We start from the raw sequence: 22575 nt of genomic DNA, 5'->3' as shown, positions 1-22575 counted from the left end.
TCGACCTGCGCTCGGCCCGGCCGTTCGACCGCAACACCTCGTTCCTCGCCTATAACATCCAGGGCACCAAGCAGACGCCCGAAGACCGGATCGGCGCACGCGGCTCGCTGATCGGCAGCTGGCGCAACGACACGTTCGGCATCCTCGCCGGCGTCTCGGCGCAGCGGCTGTTCACCGAGACGCGGGGGTTCGAGACGATCGGTTATACCAACCCGGCGCTGACCGCGGCGCAATGCGGCGCGACCACCGGCTGCAACAGCACCGGCGGCGGCAATTGGACGATCCCCGCGGTGGTGCCGGCCGGCGCCGGTGCCGGGCTCGTCGCCGGCACGACGGTCAACAGCGCGTTCCTGCTCGCCAACAATCCCGGCGCGTCGATCCAGCAGATCGACAACGGCCTGCTGCCGCGCCTCGGCCGCACCGCCAACATCCGCGGCCCGCGCGACCGCCTCAACGCGATCGTCAGCGCCGAATGGCAGCCGACCGACACGCTGCATTTCTACGTCGACGGCCTGTACGGTTATAAGAAGAACGACCTGATCCGCGAGGACATGGCGTGGATCGTGCGCAACGGCGCGACGATCCCGACCAATTTGACCTTCGACAAGGCGGATTGCAGCGCGGGCTGCACCGTCACCGGCGGCACCTTCGCCAATGCGCAATTCTTCGACGAATTCCGCCCGTATATCGAGACAACCAAGCTGTTCAGCGTCAATCCCGGCGGCGAATGGGAGATCAATGACAAGCTCAAGCTAACGCTCCAAGGCAATTACGCCCGCTCGACGTTCCATCGCGAGAGCCCGACCGTCGGCCTGACCACGCCGCTCGGCGTCGGCAATACCGTCACGTATTCGAACGACGGCGGCATCCCCAGCATCAAGAGCAACCTCGACCTCAACGATCCCGCGAACTTCGGCTGGTACGCCGGCAGCCGCGTCAACATCCAGGACGAGCGCCGGCTCAACGTCAACAAGGGCTTCCGCGGCGACCTGACCTGGGGCGACAAGGCGCTCAACCTGAAGGTCGGCGGCGCGTTCGACGACGTGTCGCGGCGCATCCGCGGCTATGACAACAGCCAGGCGTGGCAGAATGCGGTCTGCGGCAACAATCCCAACGTGTCGTTGCAATCGCCCAATTCGCAGCCGCCGTGCGAGGGCCTCAACGCGCCGGGCGTGATCCCGGCGGGCTATCCGACCTATCCGGGCCTCGGCACCGGCGCGACCGCCGGGATGAGCGGCCCGGTCAGCTATGGCGGGTCGCTGATCCCCAACAGCGCGGTCCCGACCTATCTCAAGCCCGGCCCCGCCGGTTTCGTGACGGTCGATTTCCCCGCCTTCGCGGCGGCGAGCAACTATAACTTCTACCACGACAATTCTCCCGAGAGCGGCGGCGCCAACACCGGCGCCAGCGGCGGCTCGATCCGCGAAGTGGTCAAATCTGCCTTCGCCACGGTGAACGGCGCGCAGGAACTGGGCGGCAACACGCTGCGCTTCAACGTCGGCCTGCGCTACGTCAACACGATCCAGACGATCGAGGGACGCGTGTCGCTGCCCGATCCGCGCAACACGACCGCAGCCGGTGCCACCCTGCCCGACGGCAGCCGCTATCCGAACATCGTCAACATCGTCTCGACCCGCAACGAATATGCGAAATGGCTGCCCGCAGCGACCTTCGCCTACGATCTGAGCGAGCATGCGGTGGTGCGCGTCGCCGGATCGCGGACGATGACCCGGCCCGATCCGTCGGCGCAGTTGCCCGGCGTCAGCTTCGGCGCGCCGTCCGCCGACCAGGCGAACATCGGCAATCCGGCGCTGTCGCCGTATATGTCGACCAATCTCGACCTCGGTTTCGAATATTATACCGGGCGCGAGGGCGTGATCAGCTTCAACGCGTTCCGCAAGGGGATCACCGGCTTCACCAACACCTCGATCACCACGGTGCCGTTCACCGCGCTGGCGCAATATGGCATCACCTACGATACGCTGAATTCGACGCAGCAGATCGCGATCAACGCGCGCGGCGGCCCCAACACCGCGCAGGTACAGGTGACCTCGCAGGTCAACGTGCCCAACAAGCTGACGATCAACGGCCTCGAATTCCAGTGGGTGCAGCCGCTCGACTTCCTGACGCGGCACATCGGCGTGACCGGCTTCGGCTTCAACGCCAACGCCACGATCGTCGACCAGACCAGCAACGGCCCCGCCACCGCGTTCGGCGTCGCGCCGTTCACCTACAACATCACCGGCTATTACGAGAAGAACGGCGTCATGCTGCGTGTCTCGACCACCTCGCGCGAAGGGTCGCAGAACAGCGGCGCCGCGCAGAACGGCATTCCGGCGGCGGCATTGTACGGCACCGACTATACGACCTACGACTTCTCGTCGTCGTTCGACCTCGACAAGATCTTCGGCTTCGCCGGGGCGCCGCAGCTCACCGTCAACGTGGCGAACTTCACCAACGCGACGCTGCGCTCCTACTTCCAGTTCGAGAATGCGACCTTCACCCAGTACAAGCCGGGTCGCCAGTTCCTCGTCGGCCTGCGCGGCACCTTCTAGGCCGGATCGACCGGCGGGGTTTTGCGAAAAATTCTCCCCCTCCAGGGGGAGGACTTGGTTCGAATGTCGATTTTCGCCCCAGTCGATCGCCGACGGTGCGGACGGGGTTGTCCTGCGGTGACGGAGGCAGATAGGGGAAGGCCATCTGACCCGGGAGTGCCGTTTGGAAGCCGTATCGATCGTCCTGTTCCTGTTACTCGCCGTCGTGATGAGCGGCGCGGTGTCGCGCATGCTGCCGGTGTCGGTGCCGACGCCGCTGGTTCAGATCCTGCTCGGCGCGGTGATCGGCCTGTCGACCTCGTATCGCGTCGACCTTGATCCCGAGCTGTTCCTGCTGCTGTTCCTGCCGCCGCTGCTGTTCCTGGACGGCTGGCGCATTCCCAAGGACGAATTGCTCAAGGATCTGTCGACGGTGGTCGAGCTGGCGCTCGGCCTCGTCCTGCTGACGGTGATCGGCATGGGTTTCTTCATCCACTGGATGATCCCGGCGATGCCGCTCGCGGTTGCCTTCGCGCTCGCCGCCGTGGTGTCGCCGACCGACCCGATCGCGGTGTCGGCGATCGCCGCGCGAGTGCCGATCCCGAAGCGGATGATGCACATCCTCGAAGGCGAATCGCTGCTCAACGACGCCTCGGGCCTCGTCTGCCTGCGCTTCGCGATCGCGGCGGCGCTGACCGGCACCTTCTCCGCCGCCTCCGCTGCGAGCAGCTTCCTGTGGGTCGCGGGCATCGGCCTTGCGGTCGGCATCGTCGTGACGCTGGTCGTCACCCGCATCAAGGCATGGGTATCGCGGCGGTTCGGCGAGGAGCCGGGCTCGCAGATCCTCGTCAGCCTGCTTATCCCGTTCGGATCGTACCTGCTCGCCGAGCATATCCACGCCTCCGGCATCCTCGCCGCGGTGTCGGCCGGGGTCACGATGACCTTCGCCGAAATCTCGCGCCAGGCGCTGGCGACGACGCGGATGCGGCGCAATTCGGTGTGGGACACGATCCAGTTCGCGCTCAACGGCATCATCTTCGTGCTGCTCGGCGAGCAGCTTCCCGCGATCCTCGCCGGCGCCAAGTCGACCGTGCTGCTGACCGGCCATCACGGGGCGGAATGGCTCGGCCTCTACGTGCTGGCGATCGTCGCCGGCCTCGCGCTGCTGCGCTTCGGCTGGGTGTATGTGTCGTTGCGGCTGACCCTGTTGCGGCGGCAGCTCAACAGCGAAGCGACGCTGCACAGCCCCGACTGGCGGCTGGTCGCGGCGATGTCGCTCGCCGGGGTGCGCGGCGCGATCACGCTGGCGGGCGTGCTCACCATCCCGCTGACGATGAACGACGGCAGCCCCTTCCCCGCCCGCGATCTCGCGATCTTCCTCGCCGCCGGGGTCATCATCGTGTCGCTGGTGCTGGCGAGCATCGCGCTGCCGATCCTGCTCAACGGGCTGACGATGCCGGCTGAACCGTCGAAACAGGCCGAGGAGGATGCCGCGCGCGTCGCCGCGGCGGAGGCGGCGATCTCGGCGATCGAGCGGTCGCAGCACGAACTCGCCGAGCGTGACGGCAATGCCGATTTCTACGCCGCCGCCGGCACGCGGGTGATGGACCTCTACCGCGAACGGATCGAAAGCCGCAGCGGCTCGGCCAAGGCCTCGGCGGAGGCGCGGTTGCAGGATCGGCTGGAGCGCACCTTCCGCCTCGCCGCGATCAAGGCCGAACGTGCCGCGGTGGTCGAGCAGGTGCGCGATCGCGCCATCGGCAGCGCCACCGCGCAGAAGCTGATCCGCGAACTCGACCTGCTTGAGGCGCGCTACCGCATCTGACGGTCAGCCCGCGGCGAGCGTCGCCCGGCCGATGCCGCCGCCGTTCTGCTTCGCCTGGTAGAGCGCGGCATCGGCCAGCGCGACGAGCTCGTCGAGGTCGCTCTCGTCGCCGCCGGCGGTGACGAAGCCCAGGCTGACGCCGATCTCGATCTGGTGCGTGTCGATCTCATAAGGCGCCATGATCCGCCGCACGAGCGTCCGCGCAAACAGGTCCGCCTCGCCGTGGGTCCGGACGCCCGACTGGATGATGACGAATTCGTCGCCACCGACCCGCGCCGCCGTGTCGTGCGGCTGGAGGACCGAACGGACGCGGTCGCTGACCGCGGCCAGCAACGCGTCGCCGGTCGGATGGCCGTAGCGATCGTTGACCGGCTTGAACGCGTCGAGATCGAGGCAATGGATCGCGATATCGTATTCCGCGCGCATCTGGCTGGTGAACGCCTCGCGCAGCCCGAGCCGGTTGGGCAGCTTGGTGAGCGGATCGACCCGCGCCAGCGCCGCCATCGCCTGCCGCGTGATGATATGCTGGCGCGTCACCTGATAGAGGTGGCGGATGCTCTGGAAGGCGGCGAGCATGAAGCAGATCAGGCTGGCGCCGAGCAATTGGTGCGGACTGTCGGCACGCAGCGCCGAGCTGATCGCGATCGGCATCGCGCTCAAGACGAGGCAGGCCGTCGCCAGCCACGGCCGGATCGAAGTATGCGCGACCAGCCCCGAGCAATAGCCGAACAGCAGGCCGGTCGCGAGCATCTGCAACAGCACCGCATCGTGCACGAAGGCGCGCGCGCCGAGCACCCCCAATGAAAACGCCAAACCGAGGCTGAGCCCCGCGAACGCCTGCGCCCAGCGTTCCTGCCGCGCCGCATCCGGATCGGTCCGCCGCCGGTGCGCCGCGATGAGTGCCAGTTTGAGCGTCCCGCAGACCACGCCGGACGTCAGCGCGCCCCAGGCGATGGGATCGTTGAGATCGCCGGCGATCTTCAGCCCCAGCGCCGTGAAGATCGCGGTCATCACCGCATTCGGCAGCGCCGTCGCGAACAGCGCGTTGCGCAACTCGATTCGCACCGGCTCGGCAGTGATCCGGCGGGAGGAAGGCGACGTCATACTCATGAACTAACCCGATACAACGAATTAGGGGTTAATTTCACGCCAAATTGGCTCTTCACGCAAGTAAAGTACGTTTGCAGTTTAATGTCTGATTCGGACTTATCCGCGTGAGGTCTGATCTTGCGTCGCCACCAGCGCGCCCGAGCACTTGCCTCGGCAGTCTGATCCAAATCTACTATGCCATCGGCATTGACCGCACCTACGAGCGCCGCCGCCGACATCTACGCGGATGCGGGCGAACCGCACCGGCGTGCAACGGGGCATTCCACAGCAATTGCAGGCGGCGGCACGCACGACGCGGCACCCACACGAATTCCATAGCCGTCGGCACACCCCTTCCCCTGCCTTTCCGCGAACGTAAGCCGCTGATTTCCGCGGATTTGTCCGGGCAGTTATGCGACGGGCCGAGGGCCCCGACAGCATTTGTTTGTTTCTTCTACACTTCTGTTGCGCATGGTAACCATATGACCGGTCTCCTTTCCCGCCTCAGACGGCTGCGCCATTCCGATCAGGCGATCGCCGCCTCGGTGCGCGAGACCTTGGTCGAATCGCTGTACGCCTCGCCGCAGTCGCTGGTGATCGGTGCGCTGACCAGCAGCGCGATCGTCGCGATCGTCGCGCTGGTCAGCGGCACGCCGTCGATGCGCGCCTGCGCCGTGGCGATCGCCATCGTCGCCGGCATCCGCGTCGGCGACGCCGTCCGGCTCAAGCGGCGCAGCGCCACCCGCGTCCTGCCCACCGGCGTCTGGGCGCGGCGGCAGGAGTTCATCTATCGCGCCGGCGCGGTCTGCTACTCGGCCTTGCTCGGCACCTTCGGCATGCTGACGCTCATCAACAGCAGCGACGGCGTGCTCCAGTTGCTCGCGGTGACGACGACGATCGGTTATGCCGCGGGGATCGCCGGGCGCAACGCCGGCCGGCCGTGGATCGCGCTGGCGCAATTGTGCTTCGCCTCGCTGCCGCTCGCCGCCGGGCTGACCGTCTCGCTCGAACCGCTGAAGATCGCCTTGGCGGTCGTCATCCTGCTGTTCGTCGTCGCGATGATGGACATCACGCTGCAAACCTATGGCGTCATCCTCAAGGCCACCGTCGTCTCGCGCGAGAAAGCGGCGCTGGCCGAGCATCATGCCGCGATGGCGCGGCGCGACGACCTGACCGGCGTCGCCAACCGTACCGCGTTCCGCGAACAGTTCGAGGCGCGGTTGCAGGCGCTGACCGGCGCGGACCGGCGGCTGGCGATCCACTGGATCGACCTCGACCGGTTCAAGGAGATCAACGATTCCTTCGGCCATCTCGCCGGCAACGCGCTTCTCGCCGGCGTCGCGCGGCGCCTCGACGAGGCGTTCGCCGGCGAGGGCATCGTCGCGCGGCTCGGCGGGGACGAATTCGCGGTTGTCTGCGCGATCGCGGACCCGGCGGACGCACTCGCCACCGGCCGCCGGATCATCGATCTGGTCGAGCTGCCGGTGCAGCACAACGGTCGCATGCTGCACGTCGGTGCCTCGCTCGGCATCGCCATCGCGCCCGCCGACGGCCGCGATGCGGACACGTTGCTCAAGAACGCCGATCTCGCTCTGTATCGCGCCAAGGACAGCGGCCGCGGCCAGATGTGCCTCTACGAACCGCTGATGGACGAGAAGATCGAACGCAGCCGCACGCTCGCCGCCGAGATGCAGGGCGCGCTGGAACGCGGCGAGTTCCACCTGATGTTCCAGCCGATCTACGATCTGGCCGGCGAACGCATCCTGTCGTGCGAGGCGCTGCTGCGCTGGACCAGCCGCAACCACGGCGCGATCTCACCGGCGGAATTCATCCCGATCGCCGAGGACAACGGCCTGATCGTCGCGATCGGCAGCTGGGTGATCCGCGAGGCATGCCGCATCGCCAGCGGCTGGCCCGCCGAGGTCAAGATCGCGGTCAATTTGTCGCCGATCCAGTTGCGCTCGGCCAATCTGCCGACGGTGATCATGGGCGCGCTGGCGAGCAGCGGCTTCGCCGCCGACCGGCTCGAACTGGAGGTCACCGAATCGGTGCTGCTCGAGGATATCGAGGCGTCGCTCGCCGCGCTCGACGCGATCAACCGGCTCCGCGTCCGCACCACGCTGGACGATTTCGGCACCGGCTATTCGTCGCTGAGCTATCTCACCAAATTTCCCTTCCAGACGCTCAAGATCGATCGCTCGTTCATCACCGACCTCGAACAGAGCCACGCCTCGGTGGCGATCGTCCAGACGGTGATCGACCTCGCCGCCAAGCTCGGCATGCGCACCGTCGCCGAGGGCGTCGAGACGCAGGCGCAGCTCGACCAGTTGCGCCGGACGCGCTGCGACGCGGTCCAGGGCTTCCTGCTGGCGCGGCCGATGCCGGCGAACATGGTCGGCGCCATGTTCGCCGACGGACCGGCGGGGGGCGAGGCCAGGGCGCACGGGCGCGCCTGACCCCGCGTGGCTCAGGCCACCGCCTTTTCGAGCAGCCGCGACTGTGCGCCGACCAGGCGGCGCATCAGCTTGAGGTCGGTCTCGGTGAGCCGCAGCGCCGCATCGGCCCACAGGTCGACCACCGCCTCCAGCTCGGCGAGCGGCAGCGGATTGACCGAGCGCGACGCCTCGTAGATCGCGCAATGACCGCTGTGGCGGCGGCGGTTCTGGCGGATATACGTCTCCACCTCGGCGCGCCCCTGCCCCCGATCGGCGAGCGCATGGATGATGCCGAGGTCGTACAATTCCTCCGCGCTATACGACCGGCCGCTGAGGATCATCTGCTCGGCCCGCGCCGAACCGAGCCGCCGCGACAGGAAGCAATGCGCCCCCATCCCCGGAAACAGCCCGAAATTGGTTTCGGGCAGCCCGAAACTCGTCCCGCGCTCGGCGATGACGACGTTGAACGACAGCAGGGCCTCGAACCCGCCGCCCAGCGCGTCGCCCTCGACCAGGCCGATGGTGATGATCGGCCGTTCGAGGCTGAGCATGTTGCGGTGGAGGATCCGCACGCACGCGCGGCCGTAGCGGACCAGGGCGTCGCGATCGCCGCGCCGGATGTGCGTCGCGAACAGGTCGAGATCGCCGCCCAGCGAGAAGACGCCGGGAAAGCGCGACCCGAGCACCAGATAGCGGATCGGCATCGCGCCCGAGCCATGCGCCGCGACGATGTCGTCCTGCCATTGATCGAACGCGGCGAGCAGCTCCGGGTTGAAGCTCGGCCGGCTGCGCTGCCGCATATAGGTCCACAAGGTGCCGAGGTCGGGATCGAACGCGGTCTCCAGATCGGTGAGGTCGAACGGGGCACGCTCGACCGGCTGATGGGAGATGTCGGCCTCGACCGGGCCATAGTGGGTCATCCGCCGAGCGGGTACGACGGGAGGATATTCGAGGGTCATGACGACGTCCTTCTGCACGTACAGCATGGTGCTGCGGCCGGAGTCTACGTCGAAACGCCGCGCTAAGCGGCTGATGGATAAGGAATGGCGGCAACGGCCACGGAACGGCCACGCCAAGCCGGTACCGCCTTCGACGGCGGATGACGGACGGTATCGGGTGGATTGTATGAAATGGTGCCGCTTACAGGACTCGAACCTGTGACCCCCGCATTACGAATGCGATGCTCTACCAGCTGAGCTAAAGCGGCACGGGGTGATACGGGTGTAACGCCGTTCGGGGGTGCGCCTAACAGGTCGGATTGCCGCTGACAAGCGCCCAACCGCCCTGCATCTTCGCTTTGCCGGCTTTACGACCCGTTTACCACGGAGCGTGCACAAGCGTTCCGAACCAGGGTCCTGCGACCCGGTGTATGAAGGGTTTGGGCATGGGTATCGCGCGCGGCTTCGAGGACGAGCGGGTGGACATCGACGAGGCGATCGACGCGGCCGGCGAGCCCGACGTCGATGAGGGCGGCGTCGGGGATGCGATGTTCGATCTGGGCGGCGACGAGCGGCGCATGCACGTACGCGCCTATAATCATTGGGTTTCGCTGCTGAAGGGGCGCCCCTATCCGGGGATCGGCGATCTCGATCCGGCGAACATCGACTTCGGGCCGCACAGCGTCCTCATCGATTTCACCAACGGGATCGACGATCCGACGATCGCCTTCCTCGGCGAGCGATTGCGCCGGGAATGCGGGCTGGAGACCGATATCGTCCGCATCGCCGACGTGCCGGGCCGGTCGCTGCTGTCGCGGCTGACCGACCATTATCTGCAGATCATCGCGAATCGTGCGCCGATCGGTTTCGAGGCGGAGTTCGTCGGCACGCGCGGTCGCACCACTTTGTATCGCGGCATCCTGATGCCCTTCTCGTCCGACGGCGAGGCGATCGACTTCATCTATGGCGTGATCAACTGGAAGGAGATGGTCGACGACGCGACGCAGGCGACGCTGGACGCCGAGCTCGACGCGGCCGTCCGCGCCGCACCGCGCGCGCCCGTCGCCACGCCGATCTGGGCGGACGGGCCGAGCGGCGGGCTGGAGATGGTGCAACTGCCCCCCGCGCCCTTCGCCGACGATGCCACCGCGGCGCGCGCCAGCGCGATGGCCGCATGGCGTACGCTGCCGGCGATCGGCACCGTTGCGATCGGTGCGGACGCGGACGAATTCGTCGTGCTGCTCGCGCGTGCGCGTCCCGACGGCACGCTCGACGTGATCAAGCGCGTCGCCGGTGACGAGGCGATCGACGGCATCGCCCGCCTGCCCGGCGCCTAGTCGTCCGCTTCGGGCGGCAGCAACGTCTTGACGAAATGGCCGCGCGGGCCGGCATCGCCCTCCTGCCGGATCATCGCCTGCGTCGTCTTGGCGAACCACATCCGCGTCACCCCGTGCTCCGGTGCGTTGTAATCGGTGGTCATCAGCCAGCAGTCGATCGGCTTGCCGTCGGGGCCGGCGATCCGCGCCGTGCCGGCGATGGTGAAGCGATAGCGGTCGGGCTTGCCCGATCCGGGATCGTAGAGGCTGGCGACGAAGCTGGTCCCCGCCGCCATCGGCAATTGCTGGAACCATTCGCTGTCGGGCACGAAGTTGAACAGCGGCTCGCTGCCCGCGATCGCGAAGTCCTTGGCGTCGTTGTCGGCGCGATCGGCGATCCCCGTCACCCGCGCGCCGTCGAAGCGATAGGCGGCGGTCTTCGTCACGCCGTCGCGCGATGTGGTGCGGACCTGTTCGATCGGGCGCATCGTCCCCGCCTCCATCAGGCTGTCCTCGCGGCGGACGCTGCCGTTTGGCCCCGCCCCGTCCCAGAGTTGCGCGACACGGACCAGCCGGCGCCCGTCGCGCGTCTCGAAACTGACCGTCCGCGACCAGATGTCGATCGCGGTACGATGCCCGTCCTTGACGACATAGCGCAAGTAGCGCTGCGTCCCCGGCTTGAGCAACGCCGCACGCGCCAGCGGCGCACCGACCCGTACCACCACCTCCCTGCCCGTATCCTTCGCCATTGCCGGCACAGCGAGGATCGCGACCGAACAGCACAACATCGTCAGCGTTTCCATCAGGGCCCCATCCAGCTCTTTGGTGTTCTATAAAGCTACCACACATAAAGTTGCTCGCACGCGTTATTTTCGCACTGCGGCAAGCCTTGAGGTCCTTGGATTGCAGGAGCATAGGCGACAAATGGCCGACCAGAACCAGAGCATGGCCGAGGCGCTCGCCGCCCGGCTGACCAAGGGCGCGCTACCGGGAGAGCTGACGGGCTTCGGCGCTGCCGAACGCACCGCCGCCGCCGCGTTCGTCGCGCAGACCGCCGCGCGGCGCGAATCGGGCAAGCCCGCCGTCGCGCTCGAACCGATCGCGTCGGACGACGTGCGGCGACGGATGCGACTCGCGATCGTCAACGACGACATGCCCTTCCTGGTCGATTCGATCGCCGCCGCGATCGGCGAGCTGGACCTCGACATCGATCGCGTCATCCACCCCGTCGTCCGCGTGACGCGCGACGCCGACGGCGTGATGACCGACATCGGCGGCGCGGGTGCGCCCGAATCGATGATCTATATCGAGCTGGAACGCGCCGATGCGCGCGACCGGCGCGGGCTGATCGAGGAATTGACCGCGGTGCTCGCCGACGTGCGCGCCGCCGTCACCGACTGGCCGCAGCTGCAGCGCGCGATGGCGCGCGACGAGGCGGCGCTGCCGCAGGGCGAGGGCGCGGCGCTGCTGCAATGGTTCCTCGACGGCCAGTTCACCCTGCTCGGCCATCAGGTCTGGCGGCGCGACGGCAGCGCGGGCGAGGCGTTGGGCCTCGCGCGCAATCCGCACCAGACGCCGGTGCTCGCCGAGGCGAGCCGCGCGCTGGCGATCCAGTGGTTCGAGGATGGCAACGAGGCACCGCTGCTGCTCAAGTCGAGCCTGATCTCGACCGTGCATCGCGCGGTGCCGCTCGACCTCGTCATCGTGCCGATCGTCGATGGCGGCACGATCGACGGCCTGTCGATCCACGCCGGCCTGTGGACCAGCGCCGCACTGAGCGTCCGCCCGCGCGACGTGCCGGTGCTGCGCGCTCGGCTGGCGGCGCTGGAGGCGAAATTCGGCTTCGATCCCAAGGGCCACGCCGGCAAGGCGCTGACCCATGCGCTGAGCGCGCTGCCCCACGACCTCGTCGTCGCCTTCCCGGCGCCGGCGCTGGAAGAGGTGGTGCTGACCGCGATGAGCCTCGCCGACCGGCCGCGGCCGGCGCTGGTGCTGGTGCGCTCGGCGCTCGGCCGGCATCTGTTCGCCTTCGCCTGGCTGCCGCGCGACGACCTCACCACCGCGCGCCGCGTCGCGATCGCGCAGATGCTGACCGAGGCGTCGAACGGCACCGTGCTCAACTGGTCGATCAGCCTCGACGACGGTGTCGTCGCGCTGCTGCGCTATACGATCGATCTGCGCGGCGACGGCCGCATGCCCGAGACCGAACCGCTCGCCGAGCGGCTGCGCCGGATGGTGCGCGGCTGGGTGTCGGACGTCGAGGCGGCGCTCGCCGAACGCGTGCCGGCGGCACGCGCGGCGCGGCTGGCGTTGCGCTGGGCCAACGCCTTCCCGCCCAATTACCGCAACGTCAGCAGCCCGGCGGAGGCCGCCGCCGACATCCTGCGCATCGCGACGCTCGACGATCCCGATGCGCGCTCGGTGCGCCTGTTCCCGGCGGTGCCGGGCGAGGACCGCCAGCTCAAGATCTACAAGCTCGGCGGCGCGCTCGCGCTGTCCGACGCGGTGCCGGTGCTGGAGAATTTCGGCTTCCGCGTGATCGGCGAACTGCCGACGCGGCTGCGCGAGGATGCCAATACCTTCGTCCACGATTTCGTCGTCGAGACCGACGCCAACGACGATGCCAACGACGCCGCCGTTCTGGAAGGCGCCGTCGCCGCGGCGCTGGAAGGCGCGGCGGAGAATGACGCGTTCAACCGGCTGATCGTCGACGTCGGCCTGTCGCCGCAATCGGTGGTGCTGCTGCGCGCGTGGTTCCGCTATCTGCGGCAGGCGGGCCTGCCTTATGGCCTGACCACCGTGGTCGACGCGCTGCGCCGCGCGCCCAAGCTGACCAAGGCGCTGATCGCGCGCTTCGCCGCGGCGCACGATCCGGCGCAGTCGGGCGACGTGCAGGCCTGCGACGAGGCGATCGAGCGCGGCCTCGATGCGGTGTCGGCGATCGACGACGATCGCATCCTGCGCGCCTATCGCAACCTGATCGCCGCCTGCCTGCGCACCAACGCCTTCGCCCCCGCCGCGGCGGAAGCGCTGGCGTTCAAGCTCGACAGCCACCTCATCCCCGGCCTGCCCGCGCCGGTGCCGTGGCGCGAGGTCTGGGTCTATTCCCCGCGCGTCGAGGGCATCCACCTGCGTGCCGGCCCGGTCGCCCGCGGCGGGCTGCGCTGGTCGGACCGGCGCGACGACTTCCGCACCGAGATCCTCGGGCTGATGAAGGCGCAGCGCGTCAAGAATGCGGTGATCGTGCCGACCGGTGCCAAGGGCGGCTTCTATCCCAAGCAGCTCCCCTCGCCCGCGGTCGATCGCGACGCGTGGCTGGCGGAGGGGACCGAGAGCTACCGGATCTTCATCCGTTCGCTGCTGTCGATCACCGACAATATCGTTGAGGGCCGCGTCGTCCACCCGCGGGGCGTGCAGGTGCTCGACGGCGAGGACCCCTATTTCGTCGTCGCCGCCGACAAGGGCACCGCGACGTTCAGCGACGTCGCCAATGCGCTGGCGCTGGAGCGCGACTTCTGGCTGGGCGACGCCTTCGCCAGCGGCGGCAGCGTCGGTTACGACCACAAGGCGATGGGCATCACCGCCAAGGGCGCCTGGGTGTCGGTGCAGCGCCATTTCGCCGAGCGCGGGCTGGACGTGCAGACGCAGCCGATCACCGTCGTCGGCTGCGGCGACATGTCGGGCGACGTCTTCGGCAACGGCATGCTGCTGTCGAAGGCGCTCAAGATCGTCGCGGCGTTCGATCACCGCCATATCTTCATCGATCCCAACCCGGACCCGGCGGCGAGCTGGGACGAGCGCGCCCGCATGTTCGCGCTGCCGCGGTCGAGCTGGGCGGATTACGACGCCGGCCTCATCAGCGAAGGCGGCGGCGTCTGGGCGCGCAGCGAAAAGGTCATCAAGCTGTCGCCGCAGGCGCAGGCGGCGCTCGGCATCACCGCGACGCAGCTCGATCCGGCGGCGCTGATCTCGGCGATCCTCAAGGCGCCCGCGGACCTGCTCTGGTTCGGCGGCATCGGCACCTATGTGAAGGCGGCGGCGGAGAACAACGTCGCGGTCGGCGATCCTGCCAACGATCGCTTGCGCGTCAACGCCGAGGAATTGCGCGTCACCGCGATCGGCGAAGGCGCCAACCTCGGCGTCACGCAGGCGGCGCGCATCGCTTTCTCGACGCGCGGCGGGCGGATCAACACCGACTTCATCGACAATTCGGCGGGCGTCGATTGTTCGGATAACGAGGTCAACATCAAGATCGCGCTCAACCGCGAGATGAACGAAGGCCGGCTCGGCTTCGAGGAGCGCAACGCGCTGCTCGCCAGCATGACCGACGACGTCGCGCATCTGGTGCTGGAGGACAACCGCCTGCAGACGCTGGCGCTGTCGATCGCCGAGGCGGACGGGGCGGCGGCGATCCCGAGCTACGTCCGCGTCATCGAGATCTTTGAAGGCAGCGGCCGGCTCGACCGCGCGGTCGAGGGGCTGGCGGGCAACGAGGACCTGCTGCGTCGCGGGCAGGAGGGCCATGGCCTGACCCGCCCCGAGCTGGCGGTGCTGCTCGCCACCGCCAAGCTGGCGTTGCAGGACGGCATCGAACATGCGCCGCTGGCGATGGCCGCGGAGCTCAGGCCCGATCTCCACGCCGCCTTCCCGCCGGCGATGCAGCGCGATTATGCGCAGGCGATCGACGACCACCGGCTGCGCGGCCAGATCGTCGCGACCAAGCTCGCCAACCGCATCGTCAACCGGCTCGGCATCCTCTTCCCGTTCGAGCTGGCCGAGGAGGAAGGCGCCGCGATCGCCGATATCGCGGCGATGTTCGTCGTCGCCGAGCGGGTGTTCGGCCTCGACGCGCTGTGGGCGGAGATCGAACGTGCCGACATCAGCGAAGGCGCGCGCATCGCCTTGTTCAACGAGGTCGCGGTGGCGACGCGTTCGCATATCGCCGATCTGTTGCGCGCGGCGCCGCCGGGGACCTTGCCGGGCGTGGTGCTCGACCGGCTTGGCACCGGCATCGCGCAGCTCGAACGCCAGACCGCCGCGCTGCTGCTCGAAGAGGCGAGCGCGCAGAGCGCCCGCATCGCCGCGCAGCTGCGCGCCGCGGGCGCACCCGCCGATCTGGCGCAGCGCGTCGTCCGCCTGTTCGACCTCGACGGTGCGGTGGGGCTGGCAGCGCTCGGCGAGCGGCTCGGCCTCGACGAGATCGAGCTGACCCGCGCGTTCACGCACCTCGGTCAGGCGCTCGGCCTCGACTGGGCGCAGGCGACCGCGGCGCGGATCGTGTCGAGCGATCCGTGGGAGCGGCTGCTGCTCGCCGGCCTGTCGCGCGAATTCCAGCAGCAGCGGCTCGAGTTCCTCGCGCGCAGCGGCGGCGCCGACCCGCGCAGCGCGGTGAACGACTGGCTCGCGGCGAATGCGGCACGCGTCGGCCAGTTCAAGGCGGTGATCGACCGCGCCCGCCACGCGGCGCAACCCAATGCGGCGATGCTCGCGCAGATCGCCGGTCAGGCGCGGGTACTGCTGGGCCGCTAAATCCTACCCGATACGGGGAGGTGGCACCGCGCAGCGGTGACGGAGGGGGGCTTCCACAGGCGTCGCACGATATGGAAGCCCCCCTCCACCGGCTTCGCCGGTCCCCCTCCCCGTACCGGGGAGGAACCCCCTAAACTCCTCCCCCGCCAGGGGGAGGTGGCGCGGCGAAGCCGTGACGGAGGGGGAGGACAGGGCGGGAGTTCAACGAAGCTCCCGCCCTGTCCTCCCCCTCCACCACTCGGCTAGCGCCGAGCGGTCCCCCTCCCCTTGGCGGGGGAGGAATATCAACTACCCCCGCACCTTCGCCCGCCAGTCGCGCGCGCGCCACCACATGATGATCCCCGTCACCGCGAGCACCGCCGGCGCGATGCCGCCGAGGAAGATCACGATCTGCCAGACGATCCCCATGCCCTCGCCGTCATGGATGCGGCGCATCGTCAGCGCCAGCCCGCCCGGCCGCCGCGCCGGCGCCGCCACTGCGACGCCATTGTCGTCCGCCACCTTGACGACATGGCCGCCGGCATAGGTCACCGTCCAGTCGGCGCTGCGTGCCGTCGGCCAGGCGATGCTGCGGAGCGCACCGCGGCGCACGCTCGCCGCGCGCGCGACGACCAGATCGAGCGGTTGCCCCGGCTCGGCGAGCGGCACCGCCCGCTGCGCGCCGCGATCGGGCGCGCGCTGGCCCCCGAAAAACGCCGGAAAGCTGATCCACGCCCCGGTCAGCGACAGCACGAACAGCGGCAAGGCGATCCAGAAGCCCGCCATATGGTGCAGGTTGGTGTCGGTGTTGCGATGCCGCCGCCAGCGCAGCCCCTTGCGCCACGCCCCGACCGTCGGCCACCACAGCCATAGGCCGGTGAAGCTCGACACCATCATCGCGACGCCGATCCAGCCGACGATCGTCCGCCCGATCCCCGGCACCTGCAAACTGCCGTGCAGCACGTGGAGGAAGCGGACGAGGCCGGCGTTGCTCCCCGCCACCTCCAGCACCCGCGCGGTCGGCGGGTCGAGATAGACGATCGTCCGCGGCGGCGGTCCGCGCCGGTCGGGATCGACGCTGGCCGGCGACACGGCGACGGCGATCGGGCCCTTGCCCTCCGGCATCGTGATCTGCGCGATCCGCTCGCCGGGCTTCAACACCGCCTGCGCCGCCCCCGCATAGGTCTCCGGCGTCTGCCGTGTCGTGCCGCTGATGTGATAGCGTGCCGGATTGACGATCCGGTCGAGCGCATCGTGCCAGACCAATGCCGCGCCCGAGAGCGACAGCGGGATGATCAGGATCGCAAGGATGAGGCCGATCCATTTGTGGACCTGGAACCATGTCCTGCGCCACGCCAGTTTCGTCATCGCTCGCTCCAACCCATTGGCGCGGCGTCGCACGCGCGCCGGGGGAAGGTCAATCTGCCGGCCCCCCTACAATTAACGATGTCATCCCCGCGCAGGCGGGGATCCATACACGCCGACGTTGCGGCTCAAGCGGGGCCTGCGCGTCTGGATCCCCGCCTCCGCGGGGATGACGGACTTGGGGAAGCGCGCCCCTACACCTCCGCCCAGCGGCGCAGCAGATTGTGGTACACCCCGGTCAGCTTCACCACGGCCGGTGCATCCGCCCCCATCGCCGCGGTCGCCTCCTGGACGCCCTGGTCGAGCTCGAACAGCATCCGCCGCGCCCCGTCGTCGCGGACCATCGACTGGACCCAGAAGAACGATGCGACGCGCACGCCCCGCGTCACCGGCGTCACCCGATGCAGGCTCGACGCGGGATAGAGCACCATATGCCCCGCCGGCAGCTTGACCGATTGCGCCCCGAACTGGTCCTCGATCACCAGCTCGCCGCCGTCGTAATCGGCGGGATCGCTGAGGAACAGCGTCGCCGACAGGTCCGAGCGGATACGGAAGTCGCTGCCGCGGCGGATGCGGATCGCGCTGTCGACATGCGTGCCGAACGTCGCCCCCGCCCCGTACCGGTTGAACAGCGGCGGAAACACCTTGAGCGGCAGCGCCGCGGCGACGAACAGCGGCGCGGCGGCCAGCGCATCGAGCACCACCGCGCCCCCTGCCCGCGCCGCGGCGCTATCCTCCGGCAATTGCTCGTTGCGCTTGGCCAGCGCCGATTGGTGGCCGGAGGTGGCATTGCCATCGGTCCATGCCGCCGCATCGATCGTCGCGCGCAGCCCCGCCACCGCCACCACGTCGAGCAAATCGGGTATCGCGATCAGCATGCGCGCGTGCCCGCCAGCGCCGCCGGCCCGCGGCTGCGCAACGCGGCATGCGGACAGGCGGCGAGCCAATCGCGCACCTGCGCGACGAAGCGCGCATTGCCGAGCGCGCCGGCGCGGCCGATCCAGTGCAGGGCTTCGTCCATCCGCCCGGTGTCTGCCAGCATCCGCGCATGATTGAAACAGCCGCGGAAATCGCCGCCCGCCGCGGCGCGCTCGTAGCATTTCGCCGCCCGCGCCATGTCGCGCGGGTGGGCCCAGCCGTCCTCGGCGAAGCTGCCGACGAAATTGACCGCCTTGGCGTTGCCGAGCGCCGCCGCCCGCTCCAGCCAGCCGAGCGCCGCCGCTTTATCTTCCGCGACGCCCGCGCCGAGCGCGAGCAGGGTCGCGTAATTGTACATCGCCCAATCGAGCCCGCGTTCCGCGGCGACGCGATAGCATTCCGCCGCGCGCGCCTTGTCGACCGCGGTCCCCCAGCCGAGGTCGTAACAGCGCCCGACCATGTTGAGCGCCATCAGATGCTGCGCCGCCGCCGCCTTGACGAACCAGCCGAGCGCCGCCGCGGGGTCCGCCGCGACGCCGTTGCCGTCGAGCAGCATCTGCCCGAGCATCGCCTGCGCATCGGGCAGCCCCGCCTCCGCCGCCCGCCGTACCAGCGCGACCTCGTCGTCGGCGAGCGCGGCGGCGGTCATCAGAAGCGCACGCCGACCGTGCCGAACACCGTCCGCCCCGCCGCGACCTGCGCGAAATGGGTGGTGTAGACCTGGCTGTAGAAGACCTTGTCGGTCAAATTCTGCGCATTGACGCTGAGATCGACATTGTCGGTCAGCTTGACGCTGGCCCGCGCATCGAAGCGCCAATAGGCCGGCGCCTGACGGACGAGCAGCTTGGTCGCGACCAGCTGCGTCGCGCTGCGATCGTCCGAATAGCCGGCGATCTGCTTGCCCATATAGATGGCGGTGCCGCCGACCTCGAGCCGGTCCCACAAGGTGACGTTGGTCGTCGCGGTGAAGCTGTTGCGCGTCGTCTGCGGCATCTGCTTGCCGGTATTGACCGAGGGGACCGGAACGCCGCCGAGGATCGTCGAGCCGCCGTCGATCACCTTGGGGTCGAGGTGGGTATAGCCGCCGAACACCGTCCAGCCCGGCAGGATCGTGCCCGTCGCACCCAGTTCGATACCGCGGATGCGCGATTCGCCGATGAATTCCGGGTTGCCGTCGGCGCCGGTGACGCGGGCGTTGGCGATCTCGGTCTGGAAAGCCGCGCCGGTCAGCAGCAATTTCTCGCCGAGCAGCGCCACCTTGGCGCCGACCTCGTACGACTTCGTCTTCTGCGGCTTGAGCAGATCGACGATCGCGGCGGTCTGCGCCGTGGTGGGCAGCGCATTGTCCTCGCGCCCTTCGCCGAGCAGGCTGTTGGGCGGCGTCGCGGCGGTGGCATAGCTCGCATAGAGGCTGGTGTCGGGCGTCGGCTTGAAGACGAGCCCCGCCTGCCAGTTGAAGAGTTCGTCGGTGCGCTTGATCTGGAACTGCGTCGCCCCCGGCAGCCGCGTCGTCGACGAGAACCTGTCGTAGCGCAGGCCGAGGTTGAGGATGAGCTGCGGCACCAACGTGATCGAATCAAACGCATAAGCGGCGCGCGTGTTGGCGTCGTTCTGCGTCTGCGCGGCGAGGCTGCCGCGGACGATCGGCGTCGCCACGGTCGACGTGTCGCTGGCATAATTGACCCAGGGATCGTTGGGGTTGGGCGCGAACAGGCTGGTGCAATTGTAGCGCGCCACGGTCGCCGTCGTGCAGCGCGGTACCGCGGTCGAGCCGTTGGCGAGCACATAGGTGCCGCGCCGTGCCTTCTCCCACGCGAATTCGGTGCCGGCGGCAAAGCTGTGCGAGACGCTGCCGGTCTTGAACGTGCCGTACAGATCGGTCTGGTTGATGATCGATTCGGTATAGCCGAAACGCGTGTTCGACCGCCGCCATGTATAGCCGCCGGCTGACGACAACGTTCCTGCCGGTGCGGTCGGGTTGCCATAGACGTTGCCCTGGCTGTCGTCGGGCATCGACATGATGTAATTCTGGTCGGTGTGGGTGTAGCGCGCGGTGTTGCGCAGCGTGATGCCGCCGAAATCATGCTCGGCGCGCAGCGTCGCCTGATGCGTCTTGGTGTCGCGGAAGTCGCGGTCGGTCAGCCCGTAGAACACCGAACGGTCGACATAGCCGGTCTGGCCGCCGCGCGTGGTGACCGTGCCGAGCGCGGGCCGCGAGGCGATCGTCCCCGTCCCCGGCGCGTTGGCAATCGTGTAGAGATAGGGGATACCCGCGTCGGGCAGTTCGTGGCTTTCGAGATAATAATAGCTCGCGGTCAGCCGCGTCGGCGTGCCGAGGCCGAGCGTCACCGACGGCGCGATGCCCCAGCGCCGCGCATACAGCGGATCGCGGCCGGCGATATCCTGGTCGTGCCACAACCCCTCGATGCGGAACGCCGCCATGTCGCCCAGCTTGAGATTGAGATCCGCGGTGACGCGCTTGAAATCGGCATTGCCGTAGCTGCCGGTAACGCTGCCGAAATCGTCGAGCTGCGGCAGCTTGGAGATGATGTTGATCGTGCCGCCCGCCGAGCCGCGCCCGCCCAACGTCGAATCGGAGCCGCGGACGATCTGGATCGTCTCGGTGGCGAACACCTCGCGGCTCTGCGCGCCCAGGTCGCGGACGCCGTCGACATAGATGCTGCCCTGCGTGTCGAAGCCGCGGATGAACGGCCGGTCGCCGAGCGGATTGCCGCCCTCCGCCGCGCCGAAGGTGATGCCCGGCACGGTGCGCAGCGCATCCTGCAGGCTGATCGACCCCGTCTGCTGGATCACCTCCTTGGGGATCAGCACGATCGATCGCGGCGTGTCGATCAGCGGCGCGACCGCCTTGGGGTCGTCGGTCCGCCGGACGCGCTCGCCGGTGACGAGGATATCGTCGGGATCGCGACGCTGGTCGGGATCGGCGACGGGGGTCGGCGTCGGTTTCGTCGCGTCCTCGGCATAAGCGGGCAGCGTGTGGAACGCGCCGACGCACGACAAGGCCAGGAACGAAACGGACGATTTGGACATTGAGACCCCCTGCTTTTTGTTGAGGGCTCGCTATTGAGAGTCGTTCGCACTGTCAACGTTATTGCGTGGCATTCTCACTGATCGTGATCACGTGCGCCGATCTGTGCCTGCGCGAACAGCCAGCTGCGCAGCGCGCTCGCCAGATTGGGCGGCTCGTCGGCGGCGATGCGCAGCACGTCGATCTGCGCGACCAGCGCCGACAGCGGCAGCGCATGCGCGACCGCCGCCACTTCCAGCGCCGCCCAGAACGCCGGCTCCAGGCTGATCGAGGTCTGATGGCCGGCGATCGTCATCGACCGTTTCACCGGGCCTTCGAACCCGAAGCGCGGCGGCTGAATGGCAGGCGACATGAGCAGGGCGACATCCGATACCGTGGGACGCCCGTCATCGCGGCGAACCGCCGCCACGGCAAGCCGCCGCCCGCCCGATCAGGCCGCCTGCGTGATCGCCCCCCAGATCTTCTCGAGCAGCGTCTTGGTCTCGCGCACCTGCGCCTCGATCCCGTCGAGCCGCGCGTTGAGGTGATGCTGGTTGCCCGACAATTCGCGATGCGAGGCGATCTGCACCGCCTCGATCTGCTGGCGCGCCACCTCGCCGTTCTTGAGCAGCGCGGCGACCAGCCCGATCCGCGCCGGGTCTTGGTCGAGATAGGCGCGCAGCAAGCTGTTGCGGTACAATTTGCCGTATTGGTCGTACCGCGCCTGCCCTTCGGTGACGGTATTTGTATAGTCGCCGACGCCGGGCGAGATGCGGATGTGGTAGTTCGCCAGTGGCTCCGCGATCAGGGCGATGTCGGCAAGCCGCAACCCGCGCAGGATCAGGTCCCAATCGTCGTAGATCGGCAGATGTTCGTTGAGGAAGCCGGCGCTGGCGACGACGTTCCGCCGCCACAACAGCGCGATCGGCGGGATCATCGGCCGACGGATGACGTCGAGCATGTCCAGCGCCTCGCCGTCATACCCCTCGACGTCGGCATTGACGATCTCGACGGACGATCCGTCGAAGGTTTCGCCGATCCGCACCCATTTGGTGAGCACCGCACCGAACCGCCGGTTGGGCGATGCGAGGAGGAACGACGTGGCGATGGCGAGGTACGATTCGTCCCAGGAATCGTCGTCGTCATGAACCGCGATGAAGGGCGAGGTTCCGCGGCACAAACCCAGATTGGCGGCTCCGCTCATCCCCAGGCTGACGGGATTGTGGATGACCGTGATCCGGCCGGCAAGATCGCCGCCGAACGTCGCGACCAGCGCATCGACGCGCGCCGCCTCCCCGCCGTCGTTGACCAGATAGAGATGCCAGTTGGTATGCCGCTGGTTCAGCACGCTCGTCAGCGCCCGGCTCAGCAGCGCCGGCCGGTCCTTGGTCCGCATCACGATATCGACGCCGTCCCCGGTCGCGTCGTCGCGCAATTTCGCCATGCTGTTGGGAAAGATGTTGCTCATGGATACGGCAGATCCCTCTAGGAAGTCCCCGTATCATAGGAACGGCTCGAAGACCGGAGACGCGGCACGGGCATTTAGCGCATGCGGTCCGTCGACCGGTCCGCCGTAAGCGGAGCGAAATTCCGTCAAAGTCCTCCCCCGCCAGGGGGAG

General features: G+C 68.4%; 14 protein-coding genes and 1 tRNA gene. 5 read left to right on the top strand and 10 right to left on the bottom strand.

Features of this window, described 5'->3' with window-relative positions; all coding sequences use genetic code 11:
- The coding region (locus ACLBWH_RS08540) for a TonB-dependent receptor (RefSeq protein WP_447798191.1) at positions 1 to 2555 on the top strand (2555 nt) is incomplete at its 5' end.
- Between the two features lie 163 nt (positions 2556 to 2718).
- Positions 2719 to 4359: a Na+/H+ antiporter gene (locus ACLBWH_RS08535; RefSeq protein WP_447798189.1), complete on the top strand. Its 1641-nt coding sequence runs from the start codon at positions 2719 to 2721 to the stop codon at positions 4357 to 4359.
- A gap of 3 nt (positions 4360 to 4362) precedes the next feature.
- Here ACLBWH_RS08535 and ACLBWH_RS08530 read toward each other — a convergent pair whose 3' ends face one another.
- Complete coding sequence (locus tag ACLBWH_RS08530; protein WP_447798187.1) at positions 4363 to 5463, bottom strand: diguanylate cyclase domain-containing protein; 1101 nt, start codon at positions 5461 to 5463, stop codon at positions 4363 to 4365.
- Positions 5464 to 5930: 467 nt separating this feature from the next.
- On the opposite strand from ACLBWH_RS08530, the gene ACLBWH_RS08525 reads away from it, so the two are divergent.
- Positions 5931 to 7904, top strand: coding sequence for a putative bifunctional diguanylate cyclase/phosphodiesterase (locus ACLBWH_RS08525; protein WP_447798184.1), 1974 nt, complete (start codon positions 5931 to 5933; stop codon positions 7902 to 7904).
- Positions 7905 to 7915: 11 nt separating this feature from the next.
- Here the strand turns inward: ACLBWH_RS08525 and ACLBWH_RS08520 are convergent, their stop codons facing one another.
- Entirely contained in the window at positions 7916 to 8842 is a 927-nt protein-coding gene (locus tag ACLBWH_RS08520) for a crotonase/enoyl-CoA hydratase family protein (protein WP_447798182.1), read from the bottom strand.
- A 172-nt stretch (positions 8843 to 9014) separates the two neighbouring features.
- A tRNA-Thr gene (locus ACLBWH_RS08515) sits at positions 9015 to 9090 on the bottom strand.
- Between the two features lie 177 nt (positions 9091 to 9267).
- Between ACLBWH_RS08515 and ACLBWH_RS08510 the strand changes: the two genes are divergently transcribed.
- Positions 9268 to 10158, top strand: a complete 891-nt coding sequence (locus ACLBWH_RS08510; RefSeq protein ID WP_447798180.1) for a PAS domain-containing protein — start codon at positions 9268 to 9270, stop codon at positions 10156 to 10158.
- On the opposite strand, the gene ACLBWH_RS08505 is transcribed toward ACLBWH_RS08510, so the two are convergent.
- Entirely contained in the window at positions 10155 to 10940 is a 786-nt protein-coding gene (locus ACLBWH_RS08505) for a DUF3108 domain-containing protein (RefSeq protein WP_447798178.1), read from the bottom strand. The two genes, ACLBWH_RS08510 and ACLBWH_RS08505, sit on opposite strands and share 4 nt — an antisense overlap.
- 121 nt (positions 10941 to 11061) lie before the next feature.
- Between ACLBWH_RS08505 and ACLBWH_RS08500 the strand changes: the two genes are divergently transcribed.
- Positions 11062 to 15666, top strand: coding sequence for an NAD-glutamate dehydrogenase (locus tag ACLBWH_RS08500; RefSeq protein ID WP_447798176.1), 4605 nt, complete (start codon positions 11062 to 11064; stop codon positions 15664 to 15666).
- Between the two features lie 288 nt (positions 15667 to 15954).
- Here ACLBWH_RS08500 and ACLBWH_RS08495 read toward each other — a convergent pair whose 3' ends face one another.
- The 6 genes from ACLBWH_RS08495 to ACLBWH_RS08470 all read right to left on the bottom strand — a co-directional run bounded on the left by ACLBWH_RS08495 (position 15955) and on the right by ACLBWH_RS08470 (position 22424).
- Positions 15955 to 17013, bottom strand: a complete 1059-nt coding sequence (locus ACLBWH_RS08495) for a PepSY-associated TM helix domain-containing protein (protein WP_447798174.1) — start codon at positions 17011 to 17013, stop codon at positions 15955 to 15957.
- A gap of 191 nt (positions 17014 to 17204) precedes the next feature.
- Positions 17205 to 17888 carry a Fe2+-dependent dioxygenase gene (locus ACLBWH_RS08490; RefSeq protein ID WP_447798172.1) on the bottom strand — a complete coding sequence of 228 codons (684 nt, stop codon included), beginning with the start codon at positions 17886 to 17888 and terminating at the stop codon, positions 17205 to 17207.
- On the bottom strand, positions 17882 to 18577 hold the full coding sequence (locus tag ACLBWH_RS08485) for a tetratricopeptide repeat protein (RefSeq protein ID WP_447798170.1): 696 nt from the start codon (positions 18575 to 18577) through the stop codon (positions 17882 to 17884). The genes ACLBWH_RS08490 and ACLBWH_RS08485 overlap by 7 nt, the downstream gene beginning before the upstream one ends.
- Positions 18577 to 20979 (bottom strand): TonB-dependent receptor, encoded by a 2403-nt coding sequence (locus ACLBWH_RS08480; RefSeq protein ID WP_447798168.1) that lies wholly within the window; start codon positions 20977 to 20979, stop codon positions 18577 to 18579. Before ACLBWH_RS08480 ends, ACLBWH_RS08485 begins: the two co-directional genes overlap by 1 nt.
- A 74-nt stretch (positions 20980 to 21053) precedes the next feature.
- Positions 21054 to 21329 carry a ribbon-helix-helix domain-containing protein gene (locus ACLBWH_RS08475; RefSeq protein WP_447798167.1) on the bottom strand — a complete coding sequence of 92 codons (276 nt, stop codon included), beginning with the start codon at positions 21327 to 21329 and terminating at the stop codon, positions 21054 to 21056.
- A 78-nt stretch (positions 21330 to 21407) separates the two neighbouring features.
- On the bottom strand, positions 21408 to 22424 hold the full coding sequence (locus tag ACLBWH_RS08470) for a glycosyltransferase family 2 protein (protein ID WP_447798165.1): 1017 nt from the start codon (positions 22422 to 22424) through the stop codon (positions 21408 to 21410).
- Positions 22425 to 22575: the final 151 nt, after the last annotated feature.

It is taken from the genome of Sphingomonas sp. M6A6_1c (assembly GCF_053345135.1).
The sequence above is the reverse complement of the archived record's forward strand: the minus strand, read 5'-3'. Positions and strand labels throughout refer to the sequence as shown.